This is a genomic window from Cytobacillus sp. BC1816, from assembly GCF_051353635.1.
GTDB lineage: Bacteria > Bacillota > Bacilli > Bacillales > Cytobacillaceae > Cytobacillus > Cytobacillus oceanisediminis_C.
In genome coordinates this window covers 1,603,089-1,619,236 of sequence record NZ_CP195611.1, presented here as the reverse complement: position 1 = coordinate 1,619,236, position 16,148 = coordinate 1,603,089, and the positions used below count along the sequence as shown (strand labels likewise).

Here is a 16,148-nt window from a genome sequence, read left to right as displayed (position 1 = left end):
ATTATATGCGGGCCATAAGAGTGAAATGCTGTGAGCTTAGCCTAATAAGCTATTTAGTTCTTTCCTTCCGGAAAAAATTGGGCATTAAGATTGAAAAAATTCCTAAAAGCAAGAAGGATGAATAAGATTACTGATAAACCTACACTTCCCAATATCCCCAGCAGAATAACAATCTGATATTCAATCGCAAGCAATGGGCTGACTCCTGATAGAATCTGCCCTGTCATCATCCCAGGCAAAAATATGATGCCCATTCCCAGCATATTATTGATAGTCGGCAGAACAGCAGAATCAAAAGCATGATTAACATATGGCTTAACTGCAGCTTTTGGATCAGCGCCAAGCATAAGTGCACCCTCGATCATATCTTTTTGAGTTGTAAAGGACTTTAGAAGCTCCTTAACACTTAAAGTAATGCCGGTCATGGAGTTGCCAATTATCATTCCTGCTATTGGAATAAAGTAGCGGGGATCATACCACGGCTCAAAATGAATAACAACAAAATTAAAAAATACAAGACAAAAGGATGTACCGGCTATCATGGAAATCGCAATGGTTTTCTTAAGATTAACTGAAAGCCTGGTTCCAGCCTGCTTATATATTGTGTAAATAGCAAAACCTTCCATAGTTAAGATTACACCTAATGTTAACAGCGGATTTGAAAGTTCAAATAAATAGGTTAGTACATAGCCTGCAATTACGAGCTGAAGTGTCATTCTGAAAGCTGCAATAGCCAGCTTTCTCTCACGGGCGATTCCTCTCACTTTAAAGGTAATGATAAGAAGAAGCACAAATAGATAAGCTGATATTAGCCTCCAAAATTCAATATCAATAATGGAGCTATTTTCCATCATAATCCTCCTCGGGTATTATTATCCATCTCCTCTCTGAACGGCGGCTGTGATAAATCAATCCTTTCTTCTGCATATTGCTCACTGATTTTCCTGGAGTGAGTAATCATGATTAATGAAGCATGCTTCTTTTTAATTTCCGCCATAAAATGACCTAAAACCATTATTTCGGTGTCTTCGTCCAGTGCAGCAGTCGGTTCATCCAGGAGATAAACATCAGCTGCAAGAAGCAGAATTCTTGCCAATGCCAGCCGCTGTTTTTCACCGCCGGAAAGAGTCCCTGCACCTTCGTCAAGCTCCTTAGTCATTTGCATATTATGTATTGCCTGCTTAAGTACTTCATCACCATCAGGTTTAGATCCGTTGAGCATATAACCCATCATCAGGTTATCTTTTATTGTGCCAGGAAATATTAACGGAACTTGCGATAGCATGACTACTTTTCTTCTGTGCTTAACAGAATCTATATCTTTTAGAGGGGCGCCTTTATAGAAGATTTCCCCAGAATCCGGAGAAATCATTTTGTTCAGCAATTTCATGAGAGTTGACTTTCCAGCGCCGCTCTCGCCCGTAATACAAGTTACTTTTTCTTTTCTTATGTCAAGATGATCCACATTCAAAATATTATTAACCCTTACTCCTCTAATTGCGAATAGCAAATCTGTTGTCATATGCAGCTCCTTCTCCAGTTTCCGTATACCCTCTAGCTTATCCCTTAATCGCAATTGCTTGTATTGGGTTTTAAAAAAGGCCTTTCCCATAAGAGAAAAGACTTTACACATTATTTATTTAGAGTTTTTCTTTACCTGTTTCCTTTTCAAGTTGTCTTAATAAATCCTTTTTATTTCTTTTTTCATTTGATCCGCTGCATGTTTATATTTCTCAACGCTTTAAGCGGACATGTTATATCGGGCTATTTCATAGGTATCTACAATCTTAACAGGGTCTTTCCCTGATATTACAATTTCTGTCTTAAGCTTGTCCATTTATTCCATTTTTGCCCTCCTGGTCACTTCAAATGCTGCTCGCTGCCTTTTTAGATTAACTTGTATAATTTCACAAAAATATTTTATTTTCCGATTCTCCCATTAAAAAGAAAAACGCATTTTTCAGTATGTTCGAAATTTAAAATTCCCACCGCAAAGTATACGGATGAAATCTTAATCATAGCAATTCCCAATAGAATCCCTTCCTCTAATTGTTCTAAAGCATTTAAAGGATACGAGCCTTTAAAACATTTAAAACAAGGGCTTGTTCGTGTTGATAACATTTTTTTCATTTTTTCACAGTAAATTTACAAAGCACTCAATTCGATTTAACGAGGCTGTTTTAAAATGTCTATAAGACAGGAGGCGAGAATAATGATTAACATCCTTATATGCCTTATTTTCGTTGGTGCAGTTTTCGTGCTGAATATCGTATTATTAAGAAAATAGACAGTTATTATGGTTCATAAATCATTTTCCTTGTCATGCCACCATCTACTGTTATATTTTCTCCTGTTATAAAATCATTTTCTGAATCGGCTAAAAATAGACAGGTCCTTGCAATGTCCCCGGGTTTTCCAACTCTATTGGCAAAATGCTGTTTATGATCAATCTTCCTGAGACTTTCATAATCTCCTGTTTCGATCCAGCCGGGATTTATGCAATTAACTCTGATCCCTTTAACAGCGAGCGTGCTGGCCAACGCATGAGTGATTGCCATAATTCCGCCTTTTGAAGCTGAGTACGCCTCTGTATTGCTTTCAGACATTACAGCTCTCGTAGAAGAAAGATTAATAATGCAGGATCCTTGTTTCATCAATTTGGCAGCTTCCCTGCTGCACAGGAAGACACTTCTTAGATTCGTATTGATCACTTCATCCCACAAATCCACAGTCAGTTCAAAAAACGAATGAAACTTTGAGATGCCAGCGTTATTTATTAGAACATCGATTGCTCCAAATGAATCATAAGTCTTTGTTATAAGTCCCTTGATTTCTGCTTCATTCTTCACATCTGTTCTGATAAACATGCTTGTCATGCCATTTTTGTTCAAGCTTTCTTCTAACTTTTTTCCCTTCATCTCATCTAAGTCGGCGATGACCACATTGGCCCCTTTCTCTGCGAACGTCTCGGCAATTCCCTGGCCAATTCCGCTGGCTCCGCCTGTAACGATGACCGTTTTTCCTTTAAAATTACTCATGCGTTTTCAGTCCCTTCCAACTTATAATATTGCTTTTATACCCATCATGCTTATCCTTCTATTCAATGTTTTCATGATTATTTATGAAGGCATGCAGGAAAGACACCTGAGACTCTCAGGTGTCTTTCCTATGCTTTATATTTCAGCGTCATTCCTTTTTAGCTCCTGGGCGAGTCTAAATATTGATATATTACGTGTCCGCCTCTTTGGGCAACTCCGCGGAAGTGCTTAAAATCCTTCCTATTCACTATGACACTGCGAAAAGGAAGAAAGTCTTCTTTTGACACATGATACTCAGAAATGATTCCATTTTTTAATTGATCAAGCACTTCCTGAATTTGTTCAAGATTCATTACTCAGAACTCCTTTTATCTCTATTCTTTCTATATCATAAATAAAGTGCAGTCAATTTTGAAGTATCTAATATTATATCTGCATACCAATCATTTTTTTCTGAATATTAAATAATTTGAATGTACAAATTTCTTTTATCTGGTATAATATTACCAACCTAATGCTGTAATAAATTACCTAAGCATCAGTGAATTGCAAAATTCTTTACGCATTTCATAATATAGTGCAAACTGTTATTACCAGCGAAAGAAATGGACAAAAGGAGAGATGCTTTTTGAAGAAAGCAGAGGTTGGCAATATTATTGAGTTTCGTGACGGGTTACAGGGAATTGTAGAAAAAGTAAATGAGAATTCTGTTATTGTGGATTTAACGTATATGGATAACTACCGTGATTTGGAATTAGATCAAAGAACAGTTGTCAATCATAAAAATTATAAGGTTGTAAGAGAATCAGCAGTATAAAAAGAAAAAATGAAAGCGCATTCTTAAAAAAGCAGCTCTCTTGCTGCTTTTTTTATTTTTTTATCTTTTCCATTTGTGCCTTTTGATGCTTTTTGCTCCACAGTCCTCTTTTCAGTTTGCAAATTAAACAGGCGCACCCTTTGAGTTCTGCACATTTGCGGCCCCCTGAATAGGAGGCCATGATATTATTCCTTTTCCCCTGACAATTCTTTTAAGGATTTCACTTTACCATGAGGATGCTGATCCTGCTTTCTTACCGTCCAGGCACGCTCTTTTTCACTTTTTGATTTCGTCATTATACATACCTCCCTTCTCATGGGCTTATGATTCGCATTTCTGCATTATTTTATCTGAACATTTCCTAAGAAATCTTTTCCTTACTTTTTAGGATTGTTTTTTGTTAGAATAGTGTTTGGTTATTTTTAAAAGATACGAAGGTTTTTTATTCTTTGAGAACTGTCCAGCTGCAGCGCCTGCCCCCCCTCAAGGTCACAAGCTTGTCGGCGGTGGGCAGGGCGCCTCCGCTTTTCTTATTGAAAGGAGATTAAAAATTGAAGAGTGTTGCCGCAGATCTTCGCTTTATTGGCGGGATATTACTCGCTCATCTGCTTATGTATTTTACATTTCAGGATAAATCAATTTTTTGGTATATCTTTTCTGCCTCTTTACTGCTTCTAATCAGTTATTCCATCATAATGGAGGAAGTGGAAGACAAGGCATCATTTGGGACATTTATTAGCTATGGAGCTCTTTCGGGTTTTCTATTGTACGTTCTTTTTTGGGCCGGATACAGTTTATTTGAAATATTCAATTTACCACTTGTTAATCAGGTTGAAAAACTATACGGCCGTTTTTCGCCTTCCTTTATCTGGCACTATATTGTGCTGATTTTAATCATTGTTCCAGGAGAAGAAGTCTTTTGGAGAGGATTCGTTCAAAAGAGATTGATGAAACATACGACTGTTAAGTTATCCATCATACTTTCGTCTCTACTCTATTCTTCAGTTCATCTTTATTCAGGATACTGGATGCTAGCCTTTGCAGCGTTAATCGCAGGCCTCTTCTGGGGATGGCTATACGCATGGAAAAGAAGCATTCCGCTCGTAATCGTGTCACACCTGATTTTTGACTTATTGTTGTTTGTCCTGCTCCCCTTTTATTAAATGGACTCGTACAGATTCAATGTTGATTAGACAATCCTTAATGGATTGTCTTTTTTAGTTTTTGTTGAGTCTTGTCGATGTTTTACATAAATGGTAATGTACTAATTAATAGGAATTATATGTAACACTTTTATTCCACTTACGTCTAATTATGCAAAAGCGCTAGAAGTGACAACGGGAGGATGGAACATTAATGAAAATTATGGCGAAATTTATGTTGATTCTGAGTTTATTTGCTTCTATCCTGGCAGGCTGCGGCACGGCTCAGGATGATTCCGGCAAAGGAACAGATCCTGGGCAAAATGAAGAAGAAACTGCTTCAGAAGGACAGGATGGACAAGACCAATCTGAAGAACAGGATCCAGCAGAAGAGGGCACTGTGGATGAAGGAGACAGTGTTATCAGAATCCTTGAACAGAATATGACTTATACGGTTAACGGTGAAGCGAAGGAAGAGACTGCCTTCCTGAAACATAGTGATAATCAGAATTATTCTATGTACGTTTTGCCCGCCTATGAACTAACTGCCGAGGAGCCTAATAAGGATGTTTTATACCTTTCAGAAAATGATCAGGTATTCATGCGTATTGAACTTCTTCCGAATGATGCAGATTGGAACATGATCGAAGAAAACACTAAAGCGCAATTAGGAGCTGTTAGCGAAAATGTGCAGACATCTGAAGCACCTTCAGATGATTTTTACAAAGGTGCTAATGTAATGAAGGCTGAAGGAGACGGTGAAAAGGTTTCAGCCTATCTTGTGAAAAACGAAGAGCTTTCACTGAAGCTTACCTTATTCAATAAGGAAGAAGCTGATCATGAAGAGGCTTTCCTTCAGATGGCGAAAACCATTATGAAAGAGGAGCCGCAAAAATAATGGAATGAATAAGAGATCCGTGTAAAACGGATCTCTTTTATTTTGCTTTTATTAAGCTTTCTTGCCTTTACTTCCATCATCAAATGGCTTCATCCACAAAAGAATAATAAATGTCAAACTTACATATCCAAAAACCGGATATAAATAGGAAAGCAATGTTCCATAATTGATCAAACTGATAAAGTAACAAACTATAAAGATAAAGCCCACAATTATAATACTCGGCACGGAAATATATTTTTTTACCTGCCTCTCGATCCCAAACACATTCCCAATAACAGAGGTGAAAATTTCACCATAGATGACAAAAACAAATATCCAATAGAAGGATGATGCCAATGTCTTCACAATTGCAGCCATTGGGATATCATAGGCCTGCAGATTTGGGAGCATCATCAGTGTCAAATGGCTGGAAAGCAGGATAAGGGTCAATGCGGCTCCACCAAGGTATCCCCCCCACTTTATTGTCCGATCATCATTTATTTCTGAAGCCACAGGCACTAAGACTGCTTGTGCCAATGTCAAATTCAGAGCCGTATATGAAAACGGAGCCACAACTGCTTTCCATCCATCTTCAGCATATGGGATAAACAGAACCTGTTCTGCAAAACTAGGAAGCCTCATGCTTATGAACAATAAAATAAAGCTAAATGCAATCATCATCGGAACAACAAACGTATTCACAGCGAATAATCCGCGAATGCCCACTATCATTGTAATAATCGTTAACCCTATCGTTATGAGCAACCCTGCAGTTTTGCTGATGCCGATCTGTTCTTCAAACACTGCACCAGCTCCTGACAGCATGACGGCGCAAACGCCCAGCAGCATAAACAGCATCAATATATTAATGGCAGAACCAAAAAATCTTCCAAATAAATATTCATTTAATTCCTGATATGATGCAGCCTTTATTCGTGCAGAGATTCTCATTAGTTTGGAACCGAGAAAAATAAAGATATAGCCGCTCATTAAAATCCCAATTAATCCGATAAAACCAAATCGGGAAAAAAACTCCACAATCTCCCTGCCAGTGGCAAAGCCCGCTCCCACCACGGTTCCCACATAAACGGCAGCGATCTGGAAAGCTGCCCCCCAATTCGTCTTCACTTAATCTCCTCCTTCCTTTCCAATATATGTAGGCTAGTACAAACAAAGACGAGCTTTTTTGCATTACCGCTAAACTTCGGTTTTGGTTAAAAATAACAATACAAATTACTTGAAAGTCAAAGAAGGTCAAATTATAATGTGGATATTAGGTCAAATATAGTCAAAGTCAGACCAAACTATTAATGGAGGTATGCAAAATGCTTTGTCAAAAATGTCAAACAAAACAAGCAAATATACAATTAAGATTGAATGTGAATGGAAATGAACGTAATCTAAACCTTTGCCATGACTGTTATCAAACTGAAAAGCAACATAGCCTAACTTCCTTTGGGCCTGCTTTGAGCGGTTTTTCAGGTTTTGGCCAAATGCCTTTGGAGGATTTCTTCAAGAAAATGGCTGCAGCTCAAGGGAATGAAAACAATGCTCTAAACGAAGCAACGGGATACAGTCATGGCAACGGCGGATTTATAGATCAATTCGGTCAAAATCTTACGCAGCTTGCCAAAGCTGGTTTAATTGACCCAGTCATCGGACGGGACGATGAGGTATATCGTGTGATTGAAATATTAAATAGAAGAAGCAAAAATAATCCGGTCTTAATCGGTGAACCAGGAGTAGGAAAAACAGCTATTGCCGAAGGGCTAGCCATTAAGATTGCCGAGGGAAATGCACCAAAGAAACTTCAAAATAAAGAAGTCTATTTGCTTGATGTGGCATCTCTGGTTGCAAATACAGGCATCCGCGGCCAATTCGAGGAACGCATGAAGCAGCTGATCTCTGAGCTTCAGTCACGGAAGAATATTATTCTCTTTATAGATGAAATTCATCTGCTTGTCGGAGCAGGATCAGCTGAGGGGTCAATGGATGCGGGCAATATTCTGAAGCCAGCCCTTGCACGAGGAGAGCTTCAAGTGGTCGGAGCAACCACTTTGAAAGAATACCGCCAAATTGAAAAAGATCCTGCACTAGAACGCAGATTCCAGCCTGTACATGTAGATGAGCCGTCACCTGATGAGGCAATTAAAATCCTGTTTGGATTGAAACAAAAATATGAAGATTATCATGATGTATCTTTTACAGAAGATGCCATTAAGGCATGTGTGCAGCTGTCAAGCCGCTATATTCAGGACCGGTTCCTGCCTGACAAAGCCATTGATTTAATGGATGAAGCAGGTTCTAAAATGAATCTTCAATCAGGATATATACCAGCAGAAGATATTGAGAAACAGCTGAAAAAAATCAGCAGGCAGAAAGAACTTGTATTAAAAGAAGAAAAATATGAAGAGGCTGCAAAACTCCGTGAAGAGGAACTGAAACTCCAGCATGCTCTAAACGGGGACAACAAGGCAGAACGGCCAGTAATTGAAGTTAACCATATTCAGGAAATTATCGAAAAGAAAACAGGGATTCCTGTCGGCGAATTAGCGAAAGATGAACAGGAAAAAATGCAGAACCTTGAGGGAAGTCTTGCTGAAAAAGTAATCGGACAGGCGGAAGCCGTGCAAAAAGTGGCAAAGGCAATTCGCCGAAGCCGTGCAGGACTTAAATCAAAGGACCGCCCAATTGGCTCATTTCTTTTTGTCGGGCCAACAGGGGTCGGCAAGACTGAATTAACTAAAACACTTGCCCAAGAGCTATTCGGCTCAAAAGAAAGCATGATCAGGCTGGATATGAGTGAATATATGGAAAAACACAGTGTATCAAAAATTATCGGTTCCCCTCCAGGATATGTGGGTCATGAAGAAGCCGGACAGCTTACTGAGAAGGTACGCAGAAACCCGTACAGCATCATTCTGCTTGATGAGATAGAAAAAGCTCACCCTGATGTACAGCACATGTTCCTTCAAATACTGGAAGATGGACGCCTGACAGATAGTCAGGGCCGCACTGTCAGCTTTAAAGATACAGTCATTATCATGACTAGCAATGCAGGATCTGGGCAAAAGGAAATCCATGTTGGATTTGGCGCAGCTGACGCCGTCATGGAGTCAAATATTCTTGAATCGCTCGGCAGCTTCTTTAAGCCGGAATTCCTGAACCGCTTTGATAGCATTATTGAATTTAAAGCTTTGGAAAAAGAGCATTTATTGAAAATTGTCGACTTAATGCTTAACGAGCTTCAGGAAACATTAAATGAACGGGATATTGAATTGACTGTTACCCAGGAAGCCAAGGAGAAGTTAGCAGCAGATGGATATCATCCTGCTTTTGGCGCAAGGCCATTAAGAAGGATCATCCAGGATGAACTTGAAGACAAGATTGCTGATTTCATCATTGATCATGGCGGAAATAGCCAATTACAGGCCGATCTAGAAGACGAAGCAATTGTTATTAAACCTATCCTCTAAAAAGAACGAAAAGAGCCGGATTTAAAGAAATTCCCGGCTCTTTTTTATCTGTTTATAAACTTTTATCATCCACGGAATTCAGCCACTTCTCAATTTCCCCGATAACTGACTCGACACATCCCTCTTCAAAAGGAGAAATCAACCCAGCTTCTTTTACCAGTCCGGTAAAAGGTTTGCTGCCGCCAAGCTGGCACAGTTTCAAATAATCTTTCCATGCCGCTTCCTGATTCTCCCGGGACCGTTTCCAGAATTGGAATGCACAGATCTGTGCCAATGTATAATCGATATAATAGAAAGGTGAATTGTAGATATGGCCCTGCCGCTGCCAGAATCCTCCGTTCTCCAAATACTCATTGCCATCATAATCTTTATGCGGCAAGTATTTCTTCTCAATTTCTCTCCAAGCCTGTTTTCTTTCCTGAGGTGATGCATCCGGGTTCTCATATACCCAATGCTGAAATTCATCAACTGATACTCCATAAGGCAAGAATAGCAGTCCTCCGCTCAAATGGGAAAACTTGTATTTCTCAGTATCACCTTTAAAGAAGCCCTCCATCCATGGCCATGTGAAAAATTCCATACTCATGGAATGAATTTCTGCAGCTTCATAGGTTGGCCAGTTATATTCAGGTATCTCATAATGACTGCTTGAATACACCTGGAATGCATGGCCTGCTTCATGAGTAAGAACATCAATATCTCCTGACGTCCCATTGAAGTTTGAGAAAATGAATGGGGATTTATAGTTCTCAATATAAGTACAATAGCCGCCCCCTGCTTTTCCCTTTTTGGCCACCAGATCCATTAGATTGTTTTCTCTCATATAAGAGAAAAATTCACTGGTTTCTCCGGAAAGCTCATCATACATCTTTTGTCCGTTTTCAATAATCCATTCCGGATTGCCTTTCGGTACAGCATTTCCTGTTTTAAATTCAAATCCTTCATCGTAAAATTTCAGCTTGTCAATTCCAATTCGCTCTCTTTGCCGTTCCTTTAGCCTTGTGGCGATTGGGACGATGAAATCCTTCACCTGCTTGCGGAAATTTGCAACCATCTCTGCGTTATAATCAGTTCGGTACATACGGAAATAAGCCAGTTCAACAAAATTTGAATATCCAAGTTTATGGGCAATCTCTGTTCTAACCTTGACAAGCTCATCATAAATACGGTCCAGCTCATTCTCATTATCTGCCAGGAAGCCAAAGCGTGCCTCGCTTGCTTTTTTGCGCATTTCACGATCTGTAGATTCAGTAAATGGCTCCAATTGGGCAAGAGTGCGTTCTTCACCTTCAAAATCAATCTTGGCTGAAGCAATTAGCTTAGTATACTCTGATGAAAGCTTATTTTCTTTTTGCAAAAGCGGAACAATCTCTGGCGAGAACACCTTCAATTGGGCTTCCGCAAGTGCAAAAAGCTGATTCCCCCATTTTTCTTCGAGCTCTGCCCTGAACCTGGAGTTAACCAAAGCCTGATAATACTTTGTAACAAACCCTTCTACTTCAGGCTGAATCTCATCCATATAATCCTGCTCTGATTTGTAAAATTCATCATTCGTATCGACTGAATGACGGATATAACAAAGGTTGAACATCGTGCCGACATCATTGCGAATATCATTAATTTCTTTCATAGCTTGATTTTGCTGGTCTGCAGAAGCTGCATTTTCAAATTTCTCAAGCGCTGCTTCGAATTTCCCCTTTACTTTTTCAAGATCCGGACGAACGTATGTATAGTCTTCAAATCTCACATTATTGCCCCCTCGTGTATATGTAAATCGATTTTAATAAAACCACTAAACTATTTCGACAATATTTGGTTAATTCCTCCCCTGAACATATCTATAAAGCACAAAATAAAAAACAGCCAGTAAAGGCTGTTTTTGTTATTGTTCGCTATTTCTATCATTGGAGATAGACAGTCCAAGCTTCTTTAATAACTCAATGGCTGTGCCTTTTTCTTCTGGAGTAAGCTCGGACATTAAAGAATGGATATGCTTTTCATGGTCAGGAAATATGTTTTCGATAAAGTCTTTTCCCTTATCTGTTATTTGTGCAAAAGTAACTCTTCTGTCATTCGGGCATGCGACCCTTTTCAACAAGCCTTTCTGCTCTAGCTTGTCCACTACATAAGTGATGCTTCCGCTGGCCAATAGTATTTTCCCGCCGATCTGCTGCAATGGCTGGTCACCCTTATGGTAAAGCAGTTCCAGAACAGCAAATTCAGTTGGGTTCACTCCATATGTTTGTATTAGTTTATTTACGTTTTCATTTATTGCCCTATATGCCCTGGACAGGACAATAAACAATTTCAACGATTGGTCAATTTGTTCAGACCCCATTTTATCCAATCCCTTTTCCTTTTAATTAGTAGCGTATACATAAATTCAATTCTCAATCATTATAGAAAACAGGAAGAAAGCTGTCAATTTAACACATCCCGATCATTTGCCCGAAACAACCTCCCAATTGTGATTAAGAGTTGGAATTACCCTTTTCTTTTCTAAAAAATAGTCTGCAATCAATTCGGTCATATCGGTTAAAATTTCTTTCACCACCGGCTTATCCTTGAACATGTCGTAGCCTCCCCCGCCGGCAGCGCGGTAATTGTTCATTACTACATGATACTCGTCATCTTCCCCGATTGGATGCCCTTTATATAAAACCTTTGTGATCCGGCTGCCCATTTGTCGTGAAACATCTATTTTATACTCAATACCTTCCCACATATCGTAATTATAATGCTGTGGCTTTGGATTTGAAAAAGCAGGATTCACTATAATTTTTCCGTCACTATTCAATTCAAAATAAGCTGCAGACCGCTCCAAAGCATCTTTAATGTCCTTTCCTGCAACTCTGAGGACACATAATGAATTTGGATAAATATAGTTAGAAACAATTTCTCTCATGGTTACTTTAGACTGAAATCCGGGTGCCCCCTCATGAAATAAGGCAGTGCAGGAAATATCAGCACCTGACGCTTCCATCTGCACTTTATTAATGAATTCAATCAGCGGATGCTCCCCAGTACGTGCCTCAAATATATCATCAATCAGCATATCACCTTCAATTTCACCGATCTCCGTATCCAGCCATTTCTGGGTTTTGGATTCATAATACCCCACCAGCTGCAGAACCTCATTATCAGACGGTATTCCCTCGGGAAAGATTAACGCAGAGTGTTTATCATCAATCAGCCAATCATTGTGTTTCTTTCTGAATTTAACGGTGACCTTTGCAAGCGCTTGACCATTAAATCCCGGCTGAACAACAGCCACACCATTTACTTGTTCTCCTTCAATAAAACGGTGCTGATGCCCGGTAATCAGAACATCGATTCCAGGAACTTCTGTACAGATCCGGTATGCTTCATTTTCTCCTGTTTGTTCTTCCGTCTCTTCACCAGTTCTGATATCCTTTTCAAAGCCGCCATGATAAGAGACAATAATCACATCTGGTTTCTCTTCCTCCTGAATATATGAAACCCACCTTTTTAAGCTGATCACCGCAGATTCAAAAACAAGATGTTCAATATGCTGCCTTTTCTCCCAATTGGGAATATACTGGGTTGTGACACCTATGACCGCTGCTTTCAAGCCATTTGGAAAGGATTTTATTTTATAGGGGAGCCCGAAATACGTTTCCTTTGTTGAATTAAATAATATATTGGCTGACAGCCATGGGAAATTGGATTCACTGACAGCTCTTGCAAGTGTGTTCTTTCCATAATTGAATTCATGGTTTCCAATTACAGCTGCATCGTATTCAAGTTCATTTAATATTTGTATCATGGGATTTTTTTGGTTATTTAAGTATCTGGAATAATAATAAGTTAGAGGAGTTCCCTGGATCAGATCGCCGTTATCAATAAGAATGGAGATCTCAGATTGTTCCTTTTCTTTTTTTATTAATGCTGCAAGCTTGCCCAGCCCATGACCAGCATGCTCCCCAGTTCCATAATAATATGGATAAACATGTCCATGGACATCACTTGTAGCTAAAACCGTAAGAAAAACTTCTGATTTCATCAAACCCCTCCTTACATATAAAATATCATTCCTTTGATAGAAATAAACCTCTTTTAACACAAAATGGTATAATATTAATAATGTCAGTTAGATATATACAAATTAACCTAATTATGCTGGAGTTAACCTGATGAAAAGTCGAAAACGAAATTTACTACTATATTTAATCGCAGTAATTATTCCCACTTTGGCCGGCAGCATCTTTTTCTTTATGGACTCTGTTAAACAAAATGATGAGGAAAGACTGGAAGAAGCAAAATGGATTGGCTCCATACACCAAAGAAGCTGGGATCAGTTTATTTCCGAAACTGTCACCACCCTTGATATGTTATCACTGACTGCAGGAAGTGCTGACACGCCCTCTGATAAACTGGAACCTCTGCTCCAAAAAGCCAATCAGCTGGATCCGCGATATGGCGGCATTTACCTTCTAAACCCCAGCGGAGAGGTTCTTACAGGGTCCAATCAATTCTTAGCGAACTCCGATTTATCTAACAAGAAATATCTAAAAGAGGTTTCGCGCACGAAAGATATTGTTATCTCTAACTCCCCTGAAACACTAACCAATGGGCAAACAGTCGTTGGGATAGGAAAACCCGTATTCAATGACAATGGAGATGTAATCTCTATTATTGTGGCACATATGAGGGTGGATTACGTACAAAATATCATGAGACTTCTTACTCCAGAAGCAAGACTTTCTGTCCTTAATTCTGAAAAGGAAACGATTATGGATATCAACATGAATGGTGACTCATCGTTCTCCAGCCAGAATAGCATCTCAATTCCAATTGACAGGCTTCCCTGGAGTGTAAAAGTAGAATTGCCGCCTAGAGATATGCTTGCAATAGTCAAAGATGCTTTTAGGGCTATCCTTATATTAATGATTATAACCCATATTCTCTTTCTCTTAATTAAGTATTTAAGGCTTAAAAAGAAGAATGAAGAGGAAAAAAAGGAAAATGAGCTCCAAAAGCTGGAACTGGTGGGTACTCTGGCTGCCAGCACAGCTCATGAAATCAGGAACCCTTTAACAGGAATAAAAGGCCTTATTCAGCTATTAAGTGAAAAATATACGAATACAAATGACCAGTATTACTTTTCAGTTATAAATGATGAGATCAGCAGAATTAATGAAATTGTAAGTGAATTTTTAATTCTGGGTAAACCTGCAGCTCAAAAGATGGAAACACTTGATTTGAGAAATATCATAAAGGAATTGGAACCGTTGATAATCTCCGAAGCCAATTTACACAATGTCACTTTTGAATCTGCTATTTCAGATGAACCTGTCATGGTCGAATGTACGAAAGACCAGATGAAACAGGTTATTTTGAATTTAACGAAAAACGCTTTTGAATCGATGGAGGGCGGAGGAAAGCTGACAATCAAGCTAAATAAAATGCATTCCAAGTGTCAGCTTAAAATTGCGGACACAGGTTCAGGCATCTCTGAAGGTGAGATTGAAAAGATTTTCCACCCATTCTACACTTCAAAGGAAACGGGCACAGGCCTTGGCCTGGTAGTCTGCAGGCGCATTCTGCATTCTTTCGGCGGTGAAATATTTATTACAAGCAAAGAAACAAAAGGAACGCATGTAGATATTTTTCTGCCTGCCAAAAACGAAGCATAAAGAAAGAAGGTGCTCGCTGCGAGGCACCTTCTTTTTTAGCTCAAATAGATTGGGTCGTTTCTTTCAATTCTTTTCTTTATCGTCTCCATCATAAATAATAGCTGCGAATTTCTATCTTTTGGCGCGATTTTTTTATGCAGGACAGAATAAAGTGTGATATCTCTCAGTCTCAGAAATAAGGGCAGCTGCCGTCCCAAATCATCGGGAATTTCATTTTCCAGGCGATAGCCATCCAAAAAGGAGTCCAGGAATTGCTTGCCGAAGATTTTCATTTCTGATGGATCCCCCTCTTTAAACTTATATAAAAGTGAGTAATACAGCGGTATGGCTATATCTGATGCAAACCAATGATAGCAGCAGTCATCGAAATCAAATACTTGTATTTCTTTCCCATCGTAAAAGAAGTTTCCGGAATGTAGATCAGTATGAATAAGGCCATAATTGTTTATATGTTTTGGCAAGTTTTGAAGCAGATTCAATAAATCTTCCGTATGCTTAATGACTAATTGATCTTCTGCAGGTATATATTTCTCAACTGTAAGCAATTCTTCTTCATCCCATTGCATCCGCGGTACAATTCCATCTGATGGCACATATGATTTAGTGGCTGCATGCATTTTCCCCACCGTTCTTCCCCATGCTTGAAATAACTCGTTATTGAATTCCGGTGCCCTAACACTTATTGGTTTTCCCTCCGCTTTTGAAAACAGGCTGGCGTAAAAGGCAGAACCGTCCCCAGCTGTTAACCGCTCAACCAAATTCCAATTCTGTGATGAAAAAACTTCTGGAACCTTTAAATTCTTCGAATTCAGATAACTCATCCAGTCTGCTTCTGATAAAAGCTCCTCAAGCATGCGGTGAGATGAGTGGGTAATCCTCAAAATATGTGCTTTTCCATCTTTATGAACCTCATAAACATAGTTTTCAAAGTCACCCAGCTTTTTATAATTTTCTATATTCAAAGAATAGATTCTAAAGAAATTAGTAAGAATATCGTCCGTCATTAAAGCATCAACTGCTTTTTCCATTGGCTTCCCTGCCCTCTTATTTAATCTGAATAATGTAAATTATATAATATTTAATAGATTTCCAAAATAACTATTTTGAAAGTCTATTGAATAAGGTAAACTATATTTAG

At 38.9% G+C, this 16,148-nt stretch carries 16 protein-coding genes; 5 read left to right on the top strand and 11 right to left on the bottom strand.

Features of this window, described 5'->3' with window-relative positions; genetic code table 11:
* Positions 1–53: 53 nt before the first annotated feature.
* The 4 genes from ACR42H_RS08560 to ACR42H_RS08545 all read right to left on the bottom strand — a co-directional run bounded on the left by ACR42H_RS08560 (position 54) and on the right by ACR42H_RS08545 (position 3,391).
* Positions 54–851 (bottom strand): ABC transporter permease, encoded by a 798-nt coding sequence (locus ACR42H_RS08560; RefSeq protein ID WP_436376883.1) that lies wholly within the window; start codon positions 849–851, stop codon positions 54–56.
* On the bottom strand, positions 851–1,522 hold the full coding sequence (locus tag ACR42H_RS08555; protein ID WP_436375563.1) for an ABC transporter ATP-binding protein: 672 nt from the start codon (positions 1,520–1,522) through the stop codon (positions 851–853). Before ACR42H_RS08555 ends, ACR42H_RS08560 begins: the two co-directional genes overlap by 1 nt.
* 772 nt (positions 1,523–2,294) lie before the next feature.
* Complete coding sequence (locus ACR42H_RS08550; RefSeq protein ID WP_113881750.1) at positions 2,295–3,038, bottom strand: glucose 1-dehydrogenase; 744 nt, start codon at positions 3,036–3,038, stop codon at positions 2,295–2,297.
* A gap of 158 nt (positions 3,039–3,196) precedes the next feature.
* Entirely contained in the window at positions 3,197–3,391 is a 195-nt protein-coding gene (locus tag ACR42H_RS08545) for a hypothetical protein (protein ID WP_113881749.1), read from the bottom strand.
* 275 nt (positions 3,392–3,666) lie between these two features.
* Between ACR42H_RS08545 and ACR42H_RS08540 the strand changes: the two genes are divergently transcribed.
* Positions 3,667–3,855: a YkvS family protein gene (locus tag ACR42H_RS08540; protein WP_009331029.1), complete on the top strand. Its 189-nt coding sequence runs from the start codon at positions 3,667–3,669 to the stop codon at positions 3,853–3,855.
* Positions 3,856–3,878: 23 nt separating this feature from the next.
* On the opposite strand, the gene ACR42H_RS08535 is transcribed toward ACR42H_RS08540, so the two are convergent.
* A complete protein-coding gene (locus ACR42H_RS08535) occupies positions 3,879–4,010 on the bottom strand; it encodes a hypothetical protein (protein WP_436375560.1) in 132 nt (43 codons plus the stop codon).
* A gap of 30 nt (positions 4,011–4,040) precedes the next feature.
* Positions 4,041–4,151, bottom strand: coding sequence for a DUF6254 family protein (locus ACR42H_RS08530; protein ID WP_220182005.1), 111 nt, complete (start codon positions 4,149–4,151; stop codon positions 4,041–4,043).
* A 255-nt stretch (positions 4,152–4,406) separates the two neighbouring features.
* Between ACR42H_RS08530 and ACR42H_RS08525 the strand changes: the two genes are divergently transcribed.
* Both ACR42H_RS08525 and ACR42H_RS08520 read left to right on the top strand, forming a co-directional pair.
* Entirely contained in the window at positions 4,407–5,018 is a 612-nt protein-coding gene (locus ACR42H_RS08525; RefSeq protein WP_436375558.1) for a CPBP family intramembrane glutamic endopeptidase, read from the top strand.
* A 202-nt stretch (positions 5,019–5,220) separates the two neighbouring features.
* Positions 5,221–5,895: a hypothetical protein gene (locus ACR42H_RS08520; protein WP_436375555.1), complete on the top strand. Its 675-nt coding sequence runs from the start codon at positions 5,221–5,223 to the stop codon at positions 5,893–5,895.
* A gap of 51 nt (positions 5,896–5,946) precedes the next feature.
* Here ACR42H_RS08520 and ACR42H_RS08515 read toward each other — a convergent pair whose 3' ends face one another.
* Entirely contained in the window at positions 5,947–7,005 is a 1,059-nt protein-coding gene (locus ACR42H_RS08515; RefSeq protein WP_113881746.1) for a YkvI family membrane protein, read from the bottom strand.
* A gap of 197 nt (positions 7,006–7,202) precedes the next feature.
* On the opposite strand from ACR42H_RS08515, the gene ACR42H_RS08510 reads away from it, so the two are divergent.
* Positions 7,203–9,353 carry an AAA family ATPase gene (locus ACR42H_RS08510; RefSeq protein ID WP_436375553.1) on the top strand — a complete coding sequence of 717 codons (2,151 nt, stop codon included), beginning with the start codon at positions 7,203–7,205 and terminating at the stop codon, positions 9,351–9,353.
* 52 nt (positions 9,354–9,405) lie between these two features.
* Here ACR42H_RS08510 and ACR42H_RS08505 read toward each other — a convergent pair whose 3' ends face one another.
* The 3 genes from ACR42H_RS08505 to ACR42H_RS08495 all read right to left on the bottom strand — a co-directional run bounded on the left by ACR42H_RS08505 (position 9,406) and on the right by ACR42H_RS08495 (position 13,377).
* Positions 9,406–11,100, bottom strand: a complete 1,695-nt coding sequence (locus ACR42H_RS08505) for a M3 family oligoendopeptidase (protein ID WP_436375551.1) — start codon at positions 11,098–11,100, stop codon at positions 9,406–9,408.
* Positions 11,101–11,235: 135 nt separating this feature from the next.
* On the bottom strand, positions 11,236–11,691 hold the full coding sequence (locus ACR42H_RS08500) for a MarR family winged helix-turn-helix transcriptional regulator (protein WP_113881743.1): 456 nt from the start codon (positions 11,689–11,691) through the stop codon (positions 11,236–11,238).
* Positions 11,692–11,793: 102 nt separating this feature from the next.
* Positions 11,794–13,377, bottom strand: a complete 1,584-nt coding sequence (locus tag ACR42H_RS08495) for a bifunctional metallophosphatase/5'-nucleotidase (protein WP_436375549.1) — start codon at positions 13,375–13,377, stop codon at positions 11,794–11,796.
* Positions 13,378–13,507: 130 nt separating this feature from the next.
* On the opposite strand from ACR42H_RS08495, the gene ACR42H_RS08490 reads away from it, so the two are divergent.
* Positions 13,508–15,010, top strand: coding sequence for an ATP-binding protein (locus ACR42H_RS08490; protein WP_436375547.1), 1,503 nt, complete (start codon positions 13,508–13,510; stop codon positions 15,008–15,010).
* Between the two features lie 35 nt (positions 15,011–15,045).
* On the opposite strand, the gene ACR42H_RS08485 is transcribed toward ACR42H_RS08490, so the two are convergent.
* Positions 15,046–16,038, bottom strand: coding sequence for a phosphotransferase enzyme family protein (locus tag ACR42H_RS08485; RefSeq protein ID WP_436375545.1), 993 nt, complete (start codon positions 16,036–16,038; stop codon positions 15,046–15,048).
* Positions 16,039–16,148: the final 110 nt, after the last annotated feature.